The organism is Pseudoalteromonas sp. Z9A6 (assembly GCF_011378805.1).
GTDB classification, from domain to species: Bacteria; Pseudomonadota; Gammaproteobacteria; order Enterobacterales; family Alteromonadaceae; genus Pseudoalteromonas; species Pseudoalteromonas distincta.
Genome location: NZ_WTKZ01000001.1, coordinates 24,000 through 41,669, shown reverse-complemented (window position 1 = coordinate 41,669; position 17,670 = coordinate 24,000). Strand labels below are relative to the sequence as shown.

Annotated in this window: 16 protein-coding genes; 15 read left to right on the top strand and 1 reads right to left on the bottom strand. The window is 38.4% G+C overall.

Features of this window, described 5'->3' with window-relative positions; translation table 11 throughout:
- Positions 1–74 precede the first annotated feature (74 nt).
- From dnaK to GQR53_RS00105, 12 genes are all read left to right on the top strand, one after another.
- The gene (gene dnaK, locus GQR53_RS00160) at positions 75–1,985 is read left to right on the top strand and encodes a molecular chaperone DnaK (protein WP_165742521.1); all 1,911 of its coding nucleotides are present in this window, start codon (positions 75–77) and stop codon (positions 1,983–1,985) included.
- Positions 1,986–2,186: 201 nt separating this feature from the next.
- Positions 2,187–3,326, top strand: a complete 1,140-nt coding sequence (dnaJ, locus tag GQR53_RS00155) for a molecular chaperone DnaJ (protein ID WP_002959065.1) — start codon at positions 2,187–2,189, stop codon at positions 3,324–3,326.
- 97 nt (positions 3,327–3,423) lie between these two features.
- Positions 3,424–3,885, top strand: coding sequence for a Cys-tRNA(Pro) deacylase (gene ybaK, locus GQR53_RS00150; protein ID WP_024604031.1), 462 nt, complete (start codon positions 3,424–3,426; stop codon positions 3,883–3,885).
- A 150-nt stretch (positions 3,886–4,035) separates the two neighbouring features.
- Positions 4,036–4,440, top strand: a complete 405-nt coding sequence (locus GQR53_RS00145; protein WP_002959069.1) for a DUF1761 domain-containing protein — start codon at positions 4,036–4,038, stop codon at positions 4,438–4,440.
- Between the two features lie 92 nt (positions 4,441–4,532).
- Positions 4,533–4,901, top strand: coding sequence for a response regulator (locus GQR53_RS00140; protein ID WP_165742520.1), 369 nt, complete (start codon positions 4,533–4,535; stop codon positions 4,899–4,901).
- 304 nt (positions 4,902–5,205) lie between these two features.
- On the top strand, positions 5,206–5,457 hold the full coding sequence (locus GQR53_RS00135; protein ID WP_002959073.1) for a hypothetical protein: 252 nt from the start codon (positions 5,206–5,208) through the stop codon (positions 5,455–5,457).
- A 161-nt stretch (positions 5,458–5,618) separates the two neighbouring features.
- Entirely contained in the window at positions 5,619–5,882 is a 264-nt protein-coding gene (locus tag GQR53_RS00130) for a hypothetical protein (protein ID WP_024595558.1), read from the top strand.
- Between the two features lie 190 nt (positions 5,883–6,072).
- On the top strand, positions 6,073–7,803 hold the full coding sequence (locus GQR53_RS00125; RefSeq protein ID WP_165742519.1) for an ATP-binding protein: 1,731 nt from the start codon (positions 6,073–6,075) through the stop codon (positions 7,801–7,803).
- Positions 7,796–9,160 (top strand): sigma-54 dependent transcriptional regulator, encoded by a 1,365-nt coding sequence (locus GQR53_RS00120; RefSeq protein WP_002959078.1) that lies wholly within the window; start codon positions 7,796–7,798, stop codon positions 9,158–9,160. Before GQR53_RS00125 ends, GQR53_RS00120 begins: the two co-directional genes overlap by 8 nt.
- Before the next feature lie 177 nt (positions 9,161–9,337).
- A complete protein-coding gene (locus GQR53_RS00115; RefSeq protein WP_165742518.1) occupies positions 9,338–10,294 on the top strand; it encodes a porin in 957 nt (318 codons plus the stop codon).
- A 9-nt stretch (positions 10,295–10,303) separates the two neighbouring features.
- Positions 10,304–11,779: an SLC13 family permease gene (locus GQR53_RS00110; protein WP_165742517.1), complete on the top strand. Its 1,476-nt coding sequence runs from the start codon at positions 10,304–10,306 to the stop codon at positions 11,777–11,779.
- 190 nt (positions 11,780–11,969) lie between these two features.
- Positions 11,970–13,388, top strand: coding sequence for a coniferyl aldehyde dehydrogenase (locus tag GQR53_RS00105; RefSeq protein ID WP_197098430.1), 1,419 nt, complete (start codon positions 11,970–11,972; stop codon positions 13,386–13,388).
- Between the two features lie 137 nt (positions 13,389–13,525).
- On the opposite strand, the gene GQR53_RS00100 is transcribed toward GQR53_RS00105, so the two are convergent.
- Positions 13,526–14,251, bottom strand: a complete 726-nt coding sequence (locus GQR53_RS00100) for a tetratricopeptide repeat protein (protein ID WP_165742516.1) — start codon at positions 14,249–14,251, stop codon at positions 13,526–13,528.
- A gap of 684 nt (positions 14,252–14,935) precedes the next feature.
- Between GQR53_RS00100 and GQR53_RS00095 the strand changes: the two genes are divergently transcribed.
- The 3 genes from GQR53_RS00095 (at position 14,936) to GQR53_RS00085 (ending at position 17,499) form a co-directional block, all read left to right on the top strand.
- On the top strand, positions 14,936–15,799 hold the full coding sequence (locus tag GQR53_RS00095; RefSeq protein WP_165742515.1) for a DUF6279 family lipoprotein: 864 nt from the start codon (positions 14,936–14,938) through the stop codon (positions 15,797–15,799).
- An 84-nt stretch (positions 15,800–15,883) separates the two neighbouring features.
- Positions 15,884–16,912: an XdhC/CoxI family protein gene (locus GQR53_RS00090; RefSeq protein ID WP_165742514.1), complete on the top strand. Its 1,029-nt coding sequence runs from the start codon at positions 15,884–15,886 to the stop codon at positions 16,910–16,912.
- On the top strand, positions 16,906–17,499 hold the full coding sequence (locus tag GQR53_RS00085; RefSeq protein WP_165742513.1) for a nucleotidyltransferase family protein: 594 nt from the start codon (positions 16,906–16,908) through the stop codon (positions 17,497–17,499). The genes GQR53_RS00090 and GQR53_RS00085 overlap by 7 nt, the downstream gene beginning before the upstream one ends.
- Positions 17,500–17,670 lie beyond the last annotated feature (171 nt).

The window sequence follows — 17,670 nt, the reverse complement described above, 5'->3', positions numbered from 1 at the left end:
TGAAATAAGTTTGGCGCATCCCTATTTACTATGTCATCGAACGTATTAACGAATATTGAAGTTGGAGAAGTTTCATGGGTAAAATTATTGGAATCGATTTAGGTACTACAAACTCTTGTGTTGCAGTACTTGATGGTGGCAAAGCACGTGTTATTGAAAACGCGGAAGGCGATCGCACAACCCCGTCTATTATTGCTTACACGCAAGACGGCGAAACATTAGTAGGTCAATCTGCTAAGCGTCAAGCGGTTACTAACCCGACAAACACATTATTTGCAATCAAGCGTTTAATTGGTCGTCGTTTTGAAGACGAAGAAGTACAACGCGATATCGGCATTATGCCGTTTAAAATCATCAAAGCTGATAACGGCGATGCATGGGTAGAAGCGGGTGGCGAAAAACGCGCTGCACCACAAATTTCTGCTGAAGTACTGAAAAAAATGAAGAAAACGGCAGAGGACTTCTTAGGTGAAGAAGTAACTGAAGCTGTAATCACAGTACCTGCATACTTTAACGATTCACAACGTCAAGCAACGAAAGATGCTGGTCGTATTGCGGGTCTTGAAGTTAAACGTATTATCAATGAGCCAACTGCTGCGGCACTTGCTTACGGTATGGATAAAAACCGTGGCGAAAACATTGTTGCAGTATATGACTTAGGTGGCGGTACTTTCGATTTATCAATCATTGAAATTGATGAAGTTGAAGGCGAGCACACTTTTGAAGTACTTGCTACAAACGGTGATACTCACTTAGGTGGTGAAGATTTCGATAACCGTGTAATCAACTACCTAGTAGCTGAATTCAAGAAAGATCAAGGTTTAGACTTAAAAACGGATCCTCTTGCAATGCAACGTGTTAAAGAAGCTGCTGAAAAAGCAAAAATTGAACTGTCATCTGCACAATCAACTGAAGTAAATCTTCCGTATGTAACTGCTGATGCATCTGGTCCTAAGCACATGAACGTGAAACTAACACGTGCTAAGCTTGAATCACTAGTTGAAGATTTAGTAACTAAATCTCTAGAGCCACTTAAACGTGCACTTGCTGATGCTGATTTATCAGTAAGCGACATCAACGATATTATTCTTGTTGGTGGCCAAACACGTATGCCTTTAGTACAAAAAACAGTTGCTGATTTCTTCGGTAAAGAACCACGTAAAGACGTAAACCCTGATGAAGCAGTTGCAGTAGGCGCAGCGATTCAAGGTGGTGTACTTGCTGGTGACGTTAAAGATGTACTATTACTAGACGTTTCTCCATTATCTCTAGGTATTGAGACAATGGGCTCAGTAATGACTGCATTAATTGAGAAAAACACGACGATTCCTACTAAGAAATCGCAAACATTCTCAACAGCTGAAGATAACCAATCTGCTGTAACAATTCACGTGTTACAAGGTGAGCGTAAACGTTCAAGCGACAATAAATCTTTAGGTCAATTTAACCTAGAAGGTATTCGCCCAGCACAACGTGGTACACCGCAAATCGAAGTAACATTCGATGTTGATGCCGATGGTATCTTACATGTATCTGCGAAAGATAAAGATACAGGTAAAGAGCAAAAAATCACAATTCAAGCATCTTCAGGCTTAAGCGATGAAGAAGTTGAAAAAATGGTTCGTGATGCAGAAGCACATGCTGAAGACGATAAAAAGTTTGAAGAACTTGTAGCTGCTCGTAACCAAGCTGATGCTCTAGTACACGGTACTCGTAAGCAAATTGAAGAAGCTGGCGATGCATTACCAAGTGAAGACAAAGAAGCGATTGAAGCGGCTGTTGTAGATTTAGAAGCTGCTATTAAGAGCGACAACAAAGAAGAGATTGAAGCTAAAACTCAAGCTCTTGCTGAAAAGTCTCAAAAACTAATGGAAATTGCACAAGCGAAAGCACAGCAAGGTTCAGCAGATGCAGGCGAGCAATCAGCTAAGCAAGACGACGACGTTGTTGATGCAGAGTTCGAAGAAGTGAAAGACGACAAGTAATTGTTGCTAACGCTTCTCGCTAGCCAAAACACTTAACTCAATCGAGTGTTTAGGTTAGGATGAACAATTGAGGCGCGCGAGCAATAGCTTGTCGCGCCTTTTGCATGTATTTAAGGTTTAAAAATTCAATGATAAATCGATGCGATTTATCGGTTTATCCAGCAGCTCACGCTGCAAACAGAAAAGAGTAGTGTGATAGATATGTCAAAACGCGATTATTACGAAGCCCTCGGCGTAAGCAAAGATGCGAGTGAGCGAGACATAAAAAAAGCGTATAAACGCTTAGCGATGAAATATCATCCAGATCGTACCGCAGGCGATAAAGAGCTTGAAACTAAATTTAAAGAAGTTAAAGAAGCTTACGAGATTTTAACCGATCCTCAAAAACGCCAAATGTATGACCAACATGGTCACGCGGCATTTGAGCAAGGCGGTGGCGGTGGTCATGGCGGCTTTGGTGGCGGTCATGGCGATTTTGGTGATGTATTTGGTGACGTATTTGGCGATATTTTTGGTGGCGGCGGTGGTCGACGTCAATCTCGTCAACAACGTGGTTCTGACTTACGTTACAACATGGACTTGAGCTTAGAAGAAGCGGTTCGTGGTAAAGAAGTTGAAATTAAAGTACCAACATGGGTGGGTTGTGAGCCGTGTGATGGCAGTGGTGCTAAAGCAGGTTCTAAGCCTAAAACATGTACTACGTGTCATGGTGCTGGCCAAGTACAAATGCGCCAAGGTTTCTTTGCTGTTCAGCAAACGTGTCCAACGTGTCAGGGACAAGGTCAGATTATTTCAGACCCTTGTAACAAATGTCATGGTCAGGGCCGCGTAGAAAAAACTAAAACGCTTTCAGTTAAAATTCCAGCTGGCGTTGATACAGGAGACCGTATCCGCTTAACTGGTGAAGGTGAAGCCGGAATGCACGGCGCGCCATCTGGCGACTTGTACGTGCAAGTATCTGTTCGCGAACATGAAATATTTGTGCGTGAAGCAAATAATTTATACTGTGAAGTACCAATTAGCTTTACAACAGCAGGTCTTGGTGGCGAAATTCAGGTGCCTACACTTGATGGTCGTGCAAAACTTAAAATACCTTCTGAAACGCAAACGGGCAAAATGTTCCGTATGCGTGGCAAAGGCGTTAAGTCTGTTCGAAGTGGTGCCCAAGGCGATCTAATTTGTAAGGTAGTAATCGAAACGCCAGTTAATCTTAACGAGCGTCAACGTGAACTACTGCAAGAGTTAGATGAAAGTATGGGTACAGATAGCTCGAAAAATCGTCCTAAAGAGCAAGGCTTTTTTGACGGTGTTAAAAAGTTTTTTGATGATTTAACCAAGTAAATTTAAATTATTAATAATGAAACGGCGCTTTTTAGCGTCGTTTTTTTTGCTTTAAATTTTATTTTTGTTACTGTTAAAAAAAACACGATTAAATAGTATGACCCCAGCAATCGAATTACTTAAAAAACAAAAAATCCCCTTTGAAGTACTCAGTTACGAACACGATGCAGGTAATAGTCAATATGGGCTTGAAGCTGTTGAAAAGTTAAATTTAGATAGCGCCCAAGTATATAAAACCCTCGTTCTTGAAACACACGAAAGGCAGCTAATTGTTGCTGTTACTCCTGTGTCGCAACAAGTTAACTTAAAACAGTTAGCAAAATTATGTGGTGCCAAAAAAGTAGCCATGGCTGCCCCGCAAAAAGTTCAAGCTAGCACTGGTTATATTTTAGGGGGAGTAAGTCCACTTGGACAAAAAAAACGCTTAGCTACGTTTATTCATAGTAGTGCTTCACTTTTTGATACTATTTATGTGAGCGCCGGAAAGCGAGGTTTAGAAATCGCACTCTCCCCAACTAATTTAGCGGCGTTAACTGACGCTAAATTTGGCGATTTATAGCCTTTATTTTTAAAATTACTCTTCATAAAGGCAATTAACTCAAGTTAAGCAATTTGCTCAATACCTTATTTGTAACTACATTGAGAGTATCTTTATACCGTTAATATTTAATACCAAACGGTATTACACATTTTGTATACGGCTGTTTGTATGAACCTTTTAGATGTAGATTATTTTGCAATACTGGTGGCTGCATTGTCTTCTTTTATGCTTGGCGGCATATGGTACTCAAAAGCACTCTTTAAAAACGCTTGGCTAGAAAGTATTGGCTTAACTGACCTTGATTTACAATCAGCCAATCCCAAGTTGATATTTGGCGGCAGCTTCTTTTTAGTATTTATAGCGGCTTTAATGTTGTCTCTATTTTTAGGTAAAGACGCAAGCTTAGTTGAGTGTATAGGAACAGGCTTTGTGATCGGCTTTTTTTGGATCAGTAGTTCACTAGGGTTAAGTTATATATTTGAGCAACGCCCTTTAAAGCTATTTTTAATTAACGGGAGTTACTGTATTTTACAGTTTTCGTTAATGGGGCTTATTTTAGGTATTTGGCCGTAAGGGTTGAGTAGCCGTTAATGCCCGGTTTGATTCTTACCTGAGAGTAGAGTAGGTTTATATAATCGTATTTACATGATTTGGTAGCGGTATTAATGAAAATATTAGTAGTTGATGATATGCCGCTCATGCGTCATGTTTTAATTAATATGCTAAGAAAATTGGAGTATTGCAATATCGTTGAAGCTACTGATGGATTACAAGCTTTGGCTTTATTGCGTGACCAACATTTCGATTTGGTTATTACAGATCTTCATATGCCAAAAATGGATGGTGTTGATTTACTCACAAACATTCGAAAAGACAGAGCCCTTGCCGATATTCCTGTGTTGATGGTTACCTGTGAGGATAGTAGAGATAAAGTTAAGCAAGTTATTGCAGCTAAAGTATCAGGGTTTATAATCAAACCTTTTAATATGAATGTATTATCATCTCAATTAAACCGCTTCTTTTTCAAAGATTAGGTTATATTTTTCATCATCATTAAATTATTATGAGCTCACTTTAATAACTATACCGCGTAAAAATTCTAAAACCCAGTGGTCACCTTTACCCACCTAATACCAATGAGCAATAATACTTAATCATTTTGCGAGGCTTAATGTATCTCTCCCTGTGTTAAAAAATTCTCATTTAGGACAATTAAATAGCGAATTTTCGCCTAGCTATCAACACGTTTTTCTACCCTCAAATAGATCACTTAATTAAACGAATTGCTATAAACTGGTATCATAAAGAATAATTTTTTATATAGTACAGCAGGACTTAATGGCAAAACCCAATAAAAAAGGCCCTACTAAAACGGTCGATATTTTTTGCTCTGCTTGTAAAGCTTCCCTATTTAAATATCGAAAAGGAGGCAAAGGAGCATTAGTTAAGTGTTTTAAAGAGCGTATTAGTCAAGACTTTACACACGAGCCCTGTATTTGCCCTAATTGCAGTCGGCCTTTTGCCCGAGAAGCGATTATTCGTGGTGCGCCTGCCTATAAAATAATTGGTGGCAAAGTAACTTTTAAATAATTCAGATACAGTAAAATTTCTTCATACGGACATATGGCCTTGTTAGAATTTACCATATTGATAGAATCGCTCGGTTTGCTGTTTCAATGAATGAAAAAATACCCTCCCCATGGATCGGGCCAGTTTATTGGGTTATTTAAAAATGGATAAAGGATAGTTTCGTGATAGCACTCTTATTTGACATCATAGGTATGACAGGTACTTTTTTAGTAGTTGGTTCATTTTTCTTACTGCAGCTAGGAAAAACGTCCCCATCTAGCCTAACGTATAATATGATGAATTTAACAGGGGCGATTTTGTTGTTAATTAGCCTTTGCTATAACTTTAATTTAGCTAGCTTTGTGATAGAAATATTTTGGATAGCTGCTTCATTAATTGGTTTATACAAATACCTAAAAAACAGATCAGCTTTAGCTACAAATTAATAACGTATTAATTTTGTTCTAAACCTTAAACACTGCAAGCACACCTGTTTGTGGTGTTTTTTGTTTTTAGGACTAGATTTAATTAATAAGTATAATTAAATTCATTTGTTAACAAAAAGTTTATATCCCTGCCTCATATAAGTCGTTACACTAGCGACCTTAAATTTTTAGGCTATTTCTCGGGTAGGCCATGTTTACGTTTTCTAAAAAAATAATTACAGTATGTATATTATTAGTATTAATTTTGGTTGTTACATTTTGGGTAGGCCGCGCTCACGATATTGAAAAAGCAACAGCTCAAGCGCAGCGTCAGGTTACTCAATTAAATAATTACATTGATACTGAACTCGCTCGTTTTTCGGCTATTCCCCAGCTACTTACTTATAATCAGTTAATGATTGAATTTGCAAACGGCGACCAAGCCCATTACAACGCTATAAATAATTACTTAGCTGATATACAACAAGCCAGTGGTGCATCAGATATATTTGTACTTAATGCCCAAGGCGCAGTAACGGCAAGTAGTAACTGGCAAGCCGATTACACATTTTTAGGCAGTAACTTTGCCTTTAGACCTTACTTTAAACGTGCATTTGCAGGTGAAAAAGTGGCCTACTTTGCACTAGGTATGCGTTCAAAAGAGCGTGGCATTTATTTTTCGCAGGCTGTTTATCACGACAACAAAGCGGTTGGTGTTGTTGTATTAAAAGTGAATGTAAGCAAATTTGAAAACGACAGAGAGCTTTTAAATACATCTAAAGGTAGCCATTTTTATTTAGAGCTTAGTGATAATATAATTGCGATGTCTGATATGCAAACATGGCGTTTAAATAGCTTCAGCGAGTTTGATATAACAAAGCGACGTAATATAAAATTACGCCGTGCTTATTTAGATCATCAACCTGTATATATTAAGCAATTTCAATATAAGAGCCAGGGTATTTCGCATTTTAAAATTAATAAAAACCTTTATGTGAGTGCGACAAAACCACTGCGTTATTTTAGTGCACATATGAACGTACTTGTTGATATAACAAAAGTAAATTCAGCTCAATTAATACGCTTGTTTTGGGCATTTAGCATTTATGCTTTAGTTATTATTGTTGGTTATAGTTTACTTGCTCGTTTTGCGGGTTATAAAAAGCTCGTTTACTCTAGGCATAGTCTTGAGCAAAAAGTGATTGAGCGCACACAAGAGCTTGAGAAAACGCAAGTTGCATTAGTTCAATCAGCAAAACTTGCAACAATTGGGCAGTTAAGCGCAGGTATTAATCACGAAATAAACCAGCCCCTTAGCGCTATGAATACTTACCTAGCAAGCGCCAAACGTTTACTCGCTAAGCAAAATTACACCGCACTTGGCGAAAGCATAACGGTGATTGAGGGGCTTGTAGGTCGCGTACACAAAATAGTGGGGCAGCTAAAACATTTTAGCAAACCATCACAAACTCAATTAAGGCCTTATCCGTTAGCTGGTTTATTAAATAACGCCTTGATGATTGCCAGCTCACAACTAAAGCAAGATAACGTACACGTAGAGCAGCCTAATTTAGATAGTGGGTTAATAGTGTGGGTTGATTCACTTAAATTTGAGCAAGTGTTGGTTAACTTAATAACCAACGCGAGCCAAGCTATGAATGGCGCAATAATACGTAAATTAAGTTTTAATGTTGAGTGTTTTGATAACCGAGTTAAACTCTCAATTTTAGATACTGGGCCTGGGATAGAGCAACACGCTTTTGGTAATATTTTCGAACCTTTTTATAGTACTAAAGAGAGTAACGGTTTAGGCCTTGGATTATCTATTTCAAAACAAATCATTGATTCGTTTAATGGCTCTTTAAGTGCGCACAATCGACTGCAAGGTGGGGCTGAGTTTATAATCAGTCTATCAAGCACGCAGGATAAAACAGATGATTGAAAACTCACCGTGTAAGCACATCATTGTAGTTGATGATGAAGCGATGATCAGAGATTCATTAAAGCAATTACTTACCCTCGAAGGCTATACAGTTGAGTGTTTTAATGATGCAAGTACCGCACTAACAAAGCTTAATCGACGTTTTATGGGTGTTGTACTGAGTGATATAAATATGCCTGCAATGGATGGGCTTACTTTGCTTGAGCAAGTTACGGCATTTGATAGCGAACTGCCGGTTATATTTTTAACTGGGTACGCCGATGTAACCATTGCTGTTAAAGCTATGCAATTAGGCGCGTATGACTTATTTGAAAAACCAGTCAACGAAACATTACTTGATTGCATAGCAAGAGCATGCGACAAGCGTAGCTTAGTGATTCAAAATCGTGCACTAAAACTTGCTGTACAAAAAACCTCAGCGCCGGGTGTACGAATACTAGGTGATACTCCTAAAATGCAAGATATGATGCATTTACTCAATACGGTTATTGATACTCCCGCTGATGTAATGATTGAAGGTGAAACTGGCACCGGTAAAGAGCTAGTAGCGCGTTACTTACATGATCAAAGTATTCGCTCAGCAAGTAACTTTGTGGCTATAAATTGCGGCGCGGTACCTGAGCAGTTGATAGAAAGTGAGTTATTTGGTGCTGCAAGTGGCGCCTATACAGGAGCAACTCACACGCGTAAGGGAAAGTTTGAATTTGCACAAGGCGGTACCGTTTTTTTAGATGAAATAGAAAGTACCCCAATGTCGTTGCAGGTTAAATTATTACGCGTATTAGAGGAGCGAAAAGTAACTCCAGTAGGTGATAATAAAGCAATTGAATTAGATATAAGAATTGTTGCAGCCACTAAAGTAGATTTGCTTTTATTAGTTGAAAAAGGTGAATTTAGAGCAGATTTATATTATCGACTAAGCTTGGTAAAAGTAGATATACCGCCTCTTAGAGCTCGCAAAGCAGATATAGTATTACTGTTTAAGCATTTTAGCTCTATTGCAGCAACACGCTATCACAAGCCGCCAGCACCTCTTAATAGCGAAATACAACAGCGACTCTTAGCGTACGACTGGCCTGGTAATGTAAGGGAGCTTAGAAACCAAGCTGAGCGCGCGGTTTTATTAGGAGTAGAACTTGCTTTTAGTGTTAGCAAAACGCAGGCTAAAGGTGAGCTTTCTCCCGATTTAAGCTTATCTGAAAAAGTTGCTTTTTATGAGCAGTCGTTAATAGAAGAAGCCCTAGAGCGTAACCATGGCAGTATTAAAAATACGATGGATACACTGCAAATCGCTCGTAAAACCCTTTACGATAAAATGAGTAAATACAATTTAAACCGCGATATGTTTATTGACTAAATTGTGTGGTTTATGTGACAACTTCGTTTTTATGGTGTGTGGGAAACCGCACATTTATTCTCTTTTTTTATATGCAGTATCCATTAAGCGCCTGAAATATAAGAGTATTTTACCATTGGCAGTAAAGTTGCCTTATTAGGTCTGACAACAAGTAGATTCTAATAATTAGGACACATAATGATAAAGTTTACACACTCTACTATTTTACTCACTTCAATAAGTAGCTTTGCTTTTTACTCGTACACGGCTTGCGCTACTGAATATGATGTTTATGGTAAAGCCGAAGTTCAAATTGCTAATACAGATACGGGTATTATGCGTTACGCAGAAGAAGGCACGCAGATTGAAGCGCCATTTTCGCGTATAGGCATTCAAGGGCAACACAAATTAAATGAATATTTAAACGTTGTTTTTAAATACGAAGTGCAAGTAAAAGGCTTTGAGCAAGATGACACCGAAGAGCCATTTAGTGCAAGGAATACTTATCTTGGTTTAAAAGGTCAATTTGGCGAGCTTGTAGTGGGAAGAAATGATACTCGCTTTAAATACTCTGAAGGCAAAGTTGATAACTTTAATGAAACCCAAGGTGACATAGCCCAAGTTATTGCAGGACAAGATAGACTTGGTGATACGCTAACATACACTTCTAATTATTGGCATAATACGCAATTTTCGTTTACTTATGCTCCAAAAGACGACAACAAAGATAACGAAGCTGGATTTGCAGCAACTTTTATTTATGGTGATCGTAGCTTAAAAAAAACCTCATATTACTTATCATTAAGCCATGTTGATTCTCTTAATAATATTAATGCGAGCCGAATAGCAGCAGCCTATAAATTTGAACAATTACAGCTTGGTGCACTGTATCAGCATTCAGAATCAACAGATGGTATAAAATCAGGTAGCGGTTATGTGTTAAGTGCAAGCTATACGCTTGATAAATGGGTACCTAAATTACAGTTTGCTAAAGATGACTCTTTACTTCGTCAAACTTCTGAGGCAACACAATGGACTACGGGCCTTGACTATGTATTTGATAAGCAAACAACTGCTTACCTTTTATACACCGACCTTAATTTAGAAGAACAAGACGACAGCAGTGTTGCGCTTGGTCTTAAATACAAATTTTAGAGGCCTGCCATGACAGATAATATACTCACGCAAAAACCAGATAAGAAAAGACATTTCCAATGGCTTTTTTTGATACTAGGCCCTGTAGTAATGCTAATGACATGTTTACTCGATCCACCAATGGGTATGTCTGTAGCGGCATTTAAAACCGCAGGTTTAGCATTTTGGATGGCATCGTGGTGGGTGAGCGAAGTAGTACCAATTCCAGCAACTGCTTTGCTCCCTCTGGTAATATCACCACTTGCTGATATAGCAGCAATTAAAAGCGTGGCTGCCCCGTATGCGCACCCGCTAATATTTTTATTTTTAGGTGGTTTTTTAATTTCTATTGCTATGGAGCGTTGGGGCTTACATAAACGTATTGCGCTAAGCACCATGTTATATGCGGGTAAAAAGCCAAGCTTGCAAATTTTAGCCATGATGCTGGTAACCGCATTTTTGTCGATGTGGATGTCTAATACCGCAACAGCTGTAATGATGCTGCCTATTGCGCTTTCGATTACCAATTTAGTAAAGCAATCAGACCCGAGTAATGAAGGTTTTGGTAAGGCTTTACTGTTATCAATTGCTTATGGTGCAAGTATTGGTGGTATTGCTACCTTAATCGGTACTCCGCCTAATGCTTTAATGGCTGCTTACTTGTCAGATAGTTACCAAATAGAAATTGGCTTTGCGCAATGGATGATTGTAGGCGTACCACTGTCTTTAGGCATGCTAATTATTAGCTGGGTTTGGCTTACTAAATTTGCGTATAAAGTAGATGCTAATATTAAAAACGATCAAAAAATTGATACAAAAGCGGTGTTTTCAACGCAGTTAAAAAGCCTAGGTATAATGCAGCGCGCCGAAAAAGGCGTGTTATTTGTGTTTGTTTTAGCAGCACTGTGTTGGATATTTAGACCTCTATTAGGTGACATAACAGGTCTTAATATTTCAGATACTACTATTGCAATTGCAGCGGCATTGCTGTTGTTTGTAATGCCAGCGAATAAAGGCAAAGATGAGCGTATCCTTGATTGGGAAAGCGCAGCTAAAGTGCCGTGGGGCGTTTTATTATTATTTGGTGGCGGGCTTACACTTGCATCTCAAATTAAGTCATCAGGGCTTGCTGAATTTATTGCTCACCTAATTGAAGGCGCTAGCACTATTCCACTTGTTATGAGTGTACTTGTTGTTGTGGCATTAATTACGTTTTTAACTGAGATCACAAGCAATACAGCGACTGCTGCTGGCTTTCTTCCTTTGTTAGGGCCCGTTGCAGAGTCTATAACAGGTTCACCATTGGTTTGGGTTATTCCTGCAGCTATAGCGTGTAGTTGTGCGTTTATGATGCCGGTAGCGACACCACCAAATGCTATTGTGTTTGGCTCTGGGCAAATTCAAATGCGCGACATGATAAGAGCGGGTTTTGTGCTAAACATTGTGGCTATTGTATTAATTACGCTGGTTACAATGACGATTGCAGCCCAAGTATTTGGCTTTTAAAGCTGAACTAAATTAGTTCAAACCAATCTATGCCAGAGTAGCTTTGTTTATATTTACAGTTTTAAACAAAGCTACTCTTTATGCTTATTTATATTGCTTAAGAAGCTCTTTTTTAGATAATTAGTGTTATTGCTCGAAAAACAGAACAAGGTTATAGTCGTTAATAACTTTAAAAATTGAGTAACCTATTTTGAGCACTGAGACATCACAGGCAATGCCTTTAATTCCCCAGTTTGATGAATTACAAAAAATCTTTCTCGAAACGCCTTACTTGCCAATTGATAAACGTCTCGTTTTATTGAAAAAACTCCGTGTACGTATTGTTGAACTTGAGCAAGAGCTAGTAGATGCTGCTTCAAAAGACTTTGGTTACAGAACCGCTTTCGATACATTACTAGGCGATATATTACCTACAGTGCAAACACTCGCGCACATTATTAAAAAATTGCCAAAATGGGCAAAGCCAAGTGATCGCTCTGTGGGTTTAAGCTTATGGCCTTCAAAAGTAAGTGTTAATTATCAGCCCAAAGGTGTGGTTGGTATTATTGCACCGTGGAATTACCCGATTCAGTTAGCGTTAGTACCTGTGCTTACCGCCATAGCTGCCGGTAATAGAGTGATGCTTAAATTAAGCGAATTCACACCTCATACAAACGCCGTTATCGAAAAAATCTTTAAAGATGATCTGCAAGCTCATTGTAAAATAATACTAGGGGCGAGTGATGTTGCAGCACAGTTTTCATCACTGCCATTTGCTCATTTATTATTTACGGGTTCTACGAACATAGGTAAATTAGTAATGGCGTCAGCGAGTCGTAACTTAACGCCGGTAACGCTTGAACTCGGTGGTAAATCGCCAGTTATTATTACGCAAAATGCCGATATTAAAAAAGCGGCACAAGCCTTACTGTTTGGCAAAATGGCCAACGCAGGGCAAATATGCGTTGCACCCGACTACGTATTTGTACCCAAAGAGCTTGAGCATCAGCTTATTCAGCAATTATGCGAGTTGTATAAAAAGCATTTTAAAGACGGTGTTGAAGGTAAAAACTTAACTTCTATCATTAGCGATGCGCATTATAAACGTTTGGCAACCTACTTAGAGCAAGCCCAAGAACTGGGTGCAAACATTATTAAGCCACTTGAGCAAAACCAGCAAGACGAAGAAAAGCACCGTATGGGGCTGCATTTAGTAACTCAAGTAACTGACGAAATGCAGCTTATGCAAGATGAGTTATTTGGTCCAATACTACCAATAATGAGTTATGAAAAGCTCGACAGCGCAATTGACTATATTAAAGCTCATCATCACCCATTAGCGCTTTATATTTTAGGCCAAGATAAGCACGCTCAAGAATACATTATGAAGCAAACAATCAGTGGCACTGTGGCAATAAACGACACCTTAGTGCAAGTAACTGCTGATGATGCTCCCTTTGGTGGTGTAGGGCATTCAGGAATGGGGCATTATCATGGTATAGAAGGGTTTTTAACGTTTAGCCATGCTAAAAATACGTTAGTATCGGGCTCGTTTAATCCTCGCATTGTTATGCTACTAAAACAAAGCAAACTTATTATTAAGCTTCTAAAGTGGCTTTACATAAAATAATAGGGTGCTGATTTGGTAAAGTTGAATAAGTGTTAACTTGCTAATCAAGATATATTAAAAAGGCTGAATTACATTATGTAATTCAGCCTTTTTTAGATTAGTTTAAAGCTACGGTCTTAAACTTCTAAAATAAGACTTTAAAATAAGCGACCTTCGCCAGCATAGGTACCCACTTGTATTTTTGCATAAATGGCATCGGCTTTTTCTTTAGCTTCTTCAATTTCTTTAGGCAGCATTTTACGCTCATCAAGTTTACGGCTATGACTCGCTTGCATATTACCGTTGTACTCAGCGATAGTATTCCAAATATATGACTTTTCTAAATCTTTCGGCATACCTAGTCCTTCAAAATACATGAGGGCTAAATTAAATTGCGCTAAAGAGTAATTGTTTGCAGCTGCTTTTTCGTACCAGTTACGTGCCGCTTCATAGTCTCGTGTAACACCCACGCCATTAGCGTACATTACGCCCAAATTAAATTGAGCTGCAGGTAAATTCTTCTTAGCTGCTTTTTCAAATAAGGTAACTGCCATTTGATGATCAAGTTTAACGCCTTTACCTTCATCGTATAAAACAGCTAGAGCAAACATCGAATCAGCATGGTTCTTTTTAACGCCTTGTTGATAAAGTGCAGCTGCTTTGCGGTAATCGCGTGTTACACCGTATCCACCTTCGTATAATTTAGCTAGTTCGTAAATTCCTGGCGCAAAACCTTTATCTGTTAGGTATTGGAATTCTTTTAGGGCGACTGCAAATTCACCTTCGTTAGCTGCTCTTATGCCATCTTCTAATGTTGCATGAGCGAAAGGGCTGGCAAGTAAAACGCCAGCAAGAATGAGTGCTTTTAAATTAAACTGTGACATATTAATGTCTCCAATTAGTAATAGTTTCGATAGGTTTTAGGGCCAGTATATCTTGCCGCGATTAAATAGCGCCTAAATAGAACAAGTTTTAATCCCGAAAGGTAAACAGACTTTAGTTAAATGCTAAATTATTAAATTTTTGCACTATTTACGCATTTTAAACGTTTAATACTCAATGCATTTAAGTAGAGACTAAATCGGTTACTATAAATAGATGCAAAAAAGGGTGTCTACTGTTATGTTTTACGCCAGCTTTAGCGCAAACGCAAGGCGATACCTTATCAGATCGTGCGTATAAAATGTAAATAATAGCGCGGTGGACTTTTAAGGTAAGTAAATGAGTTTAAGAAGTGTAAGATACAGATTTTATAGAAAATTTAAAGAAATAAAAAAAGCCCGTTAGGGCTTTTTTGAGTCATATTAACCGTCACTAATATGAGCAATGTAGCAAGTAAATGTGATATTTGATGTTATTACTTGGGTCGAGTAAGTAATAACACGAAGCGGCACGCTCTTCTTTTAATGTGTCAGCATCCTTGCTGAATATCCTTCCATAGGCACTGAGGTCGGTACACTTTGTTTATGATAATGATTATTAGTTAGATTAACTCGCAAGTCAATGCTTAAATGATAATTATTATCAAATAAGGTTTTCATAATTATAAAATTAAAATAAGGAAAGTGATGCTTAATAATCTTAAAGCTAAAAAAGTGATAAATGCATGCTTTGCTATCAGCATGGTATTTTTGTGTAGCTGTTCAGCCTCATTCACTTATAACAACTTGAGCTGGCTTTCGTCATTTTGGGTAGATGATTATATTGATTTAAATAAAACACAAAATAAGCAGCTTAAACAGATTATTAACTCGACCCAAGCGTGGCATAGAAGTACGCAGTTACCCGCCTACAGACAAGACATACAAAATATAAAAGTATTGTTTAACCAAACATTGGAGGCTAAACAATTAAAAACACAGGTTGTGCTTGCAAAACAACATTGGCAGAACCTACTTGGATACGCAAAGCTGCCTTTAGCTGAACTTGGGGCAACCTTATCAAGTGAGCAAAGAGGTGAGCTTTTAGACAATATCCAAATAAAAATTAACGACGAACGCGAAGAGTTTAACGAACAAACCCCACTTGAGCGAAAAAGTGAGCGTTTGGAAGAGCAATTTGAATACTACGAGCAGTGGATAGGCAAGCTTAATAAACAACAAAAAGCGCTGATTAAATCAACTAATGAGCAACATCAAGACTCTGGAATGTTGTGGTTGGAATACAAACAAACCCGTTTGAATGCAGCCAAACAGGTATTTGAAAATGTTGAAATAACAAAAAAAGAATTTATAAATCAGTTGAGTACAGTTATTAAAGAGCGCGAACTATATATGAGCGACGCACTATTGAAAACCAATGAAGCAAACTTAGATTTATATATAAATTTACTCTACGAATTAAACTCAACCTTAAATGATAAACAACGCCAAAGCGTTAATGATCAATTTGATGAGTTAATTGAGACTTTAAACGATATAATAGAAAACTAAATTGTGCGTGAATTATTAAGTTTTAAATTAGCTGTTTAGGCTGATTTGTTTTTAAACGCAAAAATGCTTTTTAAAGGGCAATATATGGTTACAGATTTGAAAAGTATCTTAAACACTTGGTATCCCAACAGGGACAACCAAGAATGGGTTTTAGCTGCTTTGTACAAAATTGAAGGCTCTAGCTACAGAAAGCTAGGTGCTATGATGCTTATTTCGAGCCTAGGCGAGCGCTTAGGGATGCTTTCGGGTGGCTGTTTAGAAGCTGACATACAGCGCCATGCTAAACAAGTAATGAGTACTTTAAGCAGTAAAACCATTAGTTATGATGCCACCGATGAAGACGATTTAACATTTCAACTTGGCATTGGTTGTGGAGGCATAGTACATATTTTACTGCAGCCTATTCATAAGGCTAATGACTATTTACAGTTAGAGCTTGTATCTAAAGCACTTAATGAGAATAAACCAGGGCGATATCTTCAACAAGTAAGCCCCATTTTACCAGCCGGTAGTGGTGTATTTACGCAAAATGATGAGTTGCATGGTTTATCAATGAACCGCAAAGCGCAGTTGGTAGAATTACAAGGCGCTACGTGCTTGCAAACCTCTATTTATCCACCGCCCCATCTATTAATAGTAGGTGGTGGCGCAGATGCAGTTCCGGTTTATACATTTGCCAAACAACTTGGTTGGAGTGTAACGGTATGGGATACACGCGCGGCTAATGCAAAAAGACAATATTTTAAAAATGCAGATGCTATTTTGCGCATCACACCGAATGAGTTAAAAGAATATTGCATAACCCATAAAGTTGATGCGGCTATTCTAATGGCTCACAGCGTTGAACTTGACGCCAGTACGTTGGCTCAATTTAAAGATGTTCCGTTTAAATATATAGGATTATTGGGTCCGAAGCACAGACGTGAACAAGTTTTAGAGCACGCAAATACGCGTGTTTCACAAATTAAGTCTCCTGTTTTTGGGCCCGTCGGTTTAAATTTAGGCGGCGACTCGCCAGAGAGTATTGCACTATCGCTGATCAGCGAAATACATGCAGTGCTGTGTGATAAAGATGCCCAATCACTAAGTCATTGGGGGCAGGAGCCGTGCTAATTGCAAAAGTTGTTTTAGCCGCAGGGCAATCATCTCGCTTTAACGGCTGTAAATTAACAGCTGATATTGGCTTTGGCAAAACAATGATTGAGCATGCTGTAAATACACTGCAAGCACTTGATGACACGCCCGTGTATGTAGTTACCGGGGCATGGCATAAAGAAGTAGCGCAAGTACTGGCAGGCTATAAAAACATAGAGCTGATTGAGAACAAGCAATGGAGCCAAGGTTTGGGTCATTCAATAGCGACAGCTTCTCAAACTTTGTTTAAAAATAAGTCCTTTGATGGGATTTTATTTATGCTTGCGGATCAGGTTGAGCTAAAAGTAGCGCACTTAAGTGAGCTAGTTACTGGTTTTAAACGTAACCCATCGCGCTGGTGCGCAAACTATGGCGAGCGTTTAGGTGTACCCGCTTTATTCCCAGCGGTTGATTTATCTCAGCTTGCAAGCTTAACTTCAGATAGAGGTGCGCAGCAATTACTGCGCTCCAGCAGTGAGGTCGTCAATACAATTAGTTTAAGTAGTGCGAGTGTAGACATAGATACTCAAAAGCAGCTAAGTAATTTTATAGCTAAAAATGAGTGATAAAGTAGTAGTAGGGCAAAATAAGTTTTAGCTGCGCTAACGCTTTAGTGTAGTGGTTATGGTATTTAGTGTTAATGTAGCTGATGCGGTAACTATATGTGTTATGGATTAGTAGTTACAACAATCTTAACTGTTATAACCTTAGTTTAAATTAAACAATTTAAACGCAGG

Bases quoted from the DNA above. Each gene is read 5' to 3' on its own strand.
- ybaK (WP_024604031.1), top strand. From the start codon at position 3,424: ATGACCCCAGCAATCGAATTACTTAAAAAACAAAAAATCCCCTTTGAA.
- GQR53_RS00095 (WP_165742515.1), top strand. From the start codon at position 14,936: ATGCTTAATAATCTTAAAGCTAAAAAAGTGATAAATGCATGCTTTGCT.
- GQR53_RS00090 (WP_165742514.1), top strand. From the start codon at position 15,884: ATGGTTACAGATTTGAAAAGTATCTTAAACACTTGGTATCCCAACAGG.
- GQR53_RS00115 (WP_165742518.1), top strand. From the start codon at position 9,338: ATGATAAAGTTTACACACTCTACTATTTTACTCACTTCAATAAGTAGC.
- GQR53_RS00145 (WP_002959069.1), top strand. From the start codon at position 4,036: ATGAACCTTTTAGATGTAGATTATTTTGCAATACTGGTGGCTGCATTG.
- GQR53_RS00110 (WP_165742517.1), top strand. From the start codon at position 10,304: ATGACAGATAATATACTCACGCAAAAACCAGATAAGAAAAGACATTTC.
- GQR53_RS00100 (WP_165742516.1), bottom strand. From the start codon at position 14,251: ATGTCACAGTTTAATTTAAAAGCACTCATTCTTGCTGGCGTTTTACTT.
- GQR53_RS00135 (WP_002959073.1), top strand. From the start codon at position 5,206: ATGGCAAAACCCAATAAAAAAGGCCCTACTAAAACGGTCGATATTTTT.
- dnaJ (WP_002959065.1), top strand. From the start codon at position 2,187: ATGTCAAAACGCGATTATTACGAAGCCCTCGGCGTAAGCAAAGATGCG.
- GQR53_RS00120 (WP_002959078.1), top strand. From the start codon at position 7,796: ATGATTGAAAACTCACCGTGTAAGCACATCATTGTAGTTGATGATGAA.
- GQR53_RS00125 (WP_165742519.1), top strand. From the start codon at position 6,073: ATGTTTACGTTTTCTAAAAAAATAATTACAGTATGTATATTATTAGTA.
- dnaK (WP_165742521.1), top strand. From the start codon at position 75: ATGGGTAAAATTATTGGAATCGATTTAGGTACTACAAACTCTTGTGTT.
- GQR53_RS00140 (WP_165742520.1), top strand. From the start codon at position 4,533: ATGAAAATATTAGTAGTTGATGATATGCCGCTCATGCGTCATGTTTTA.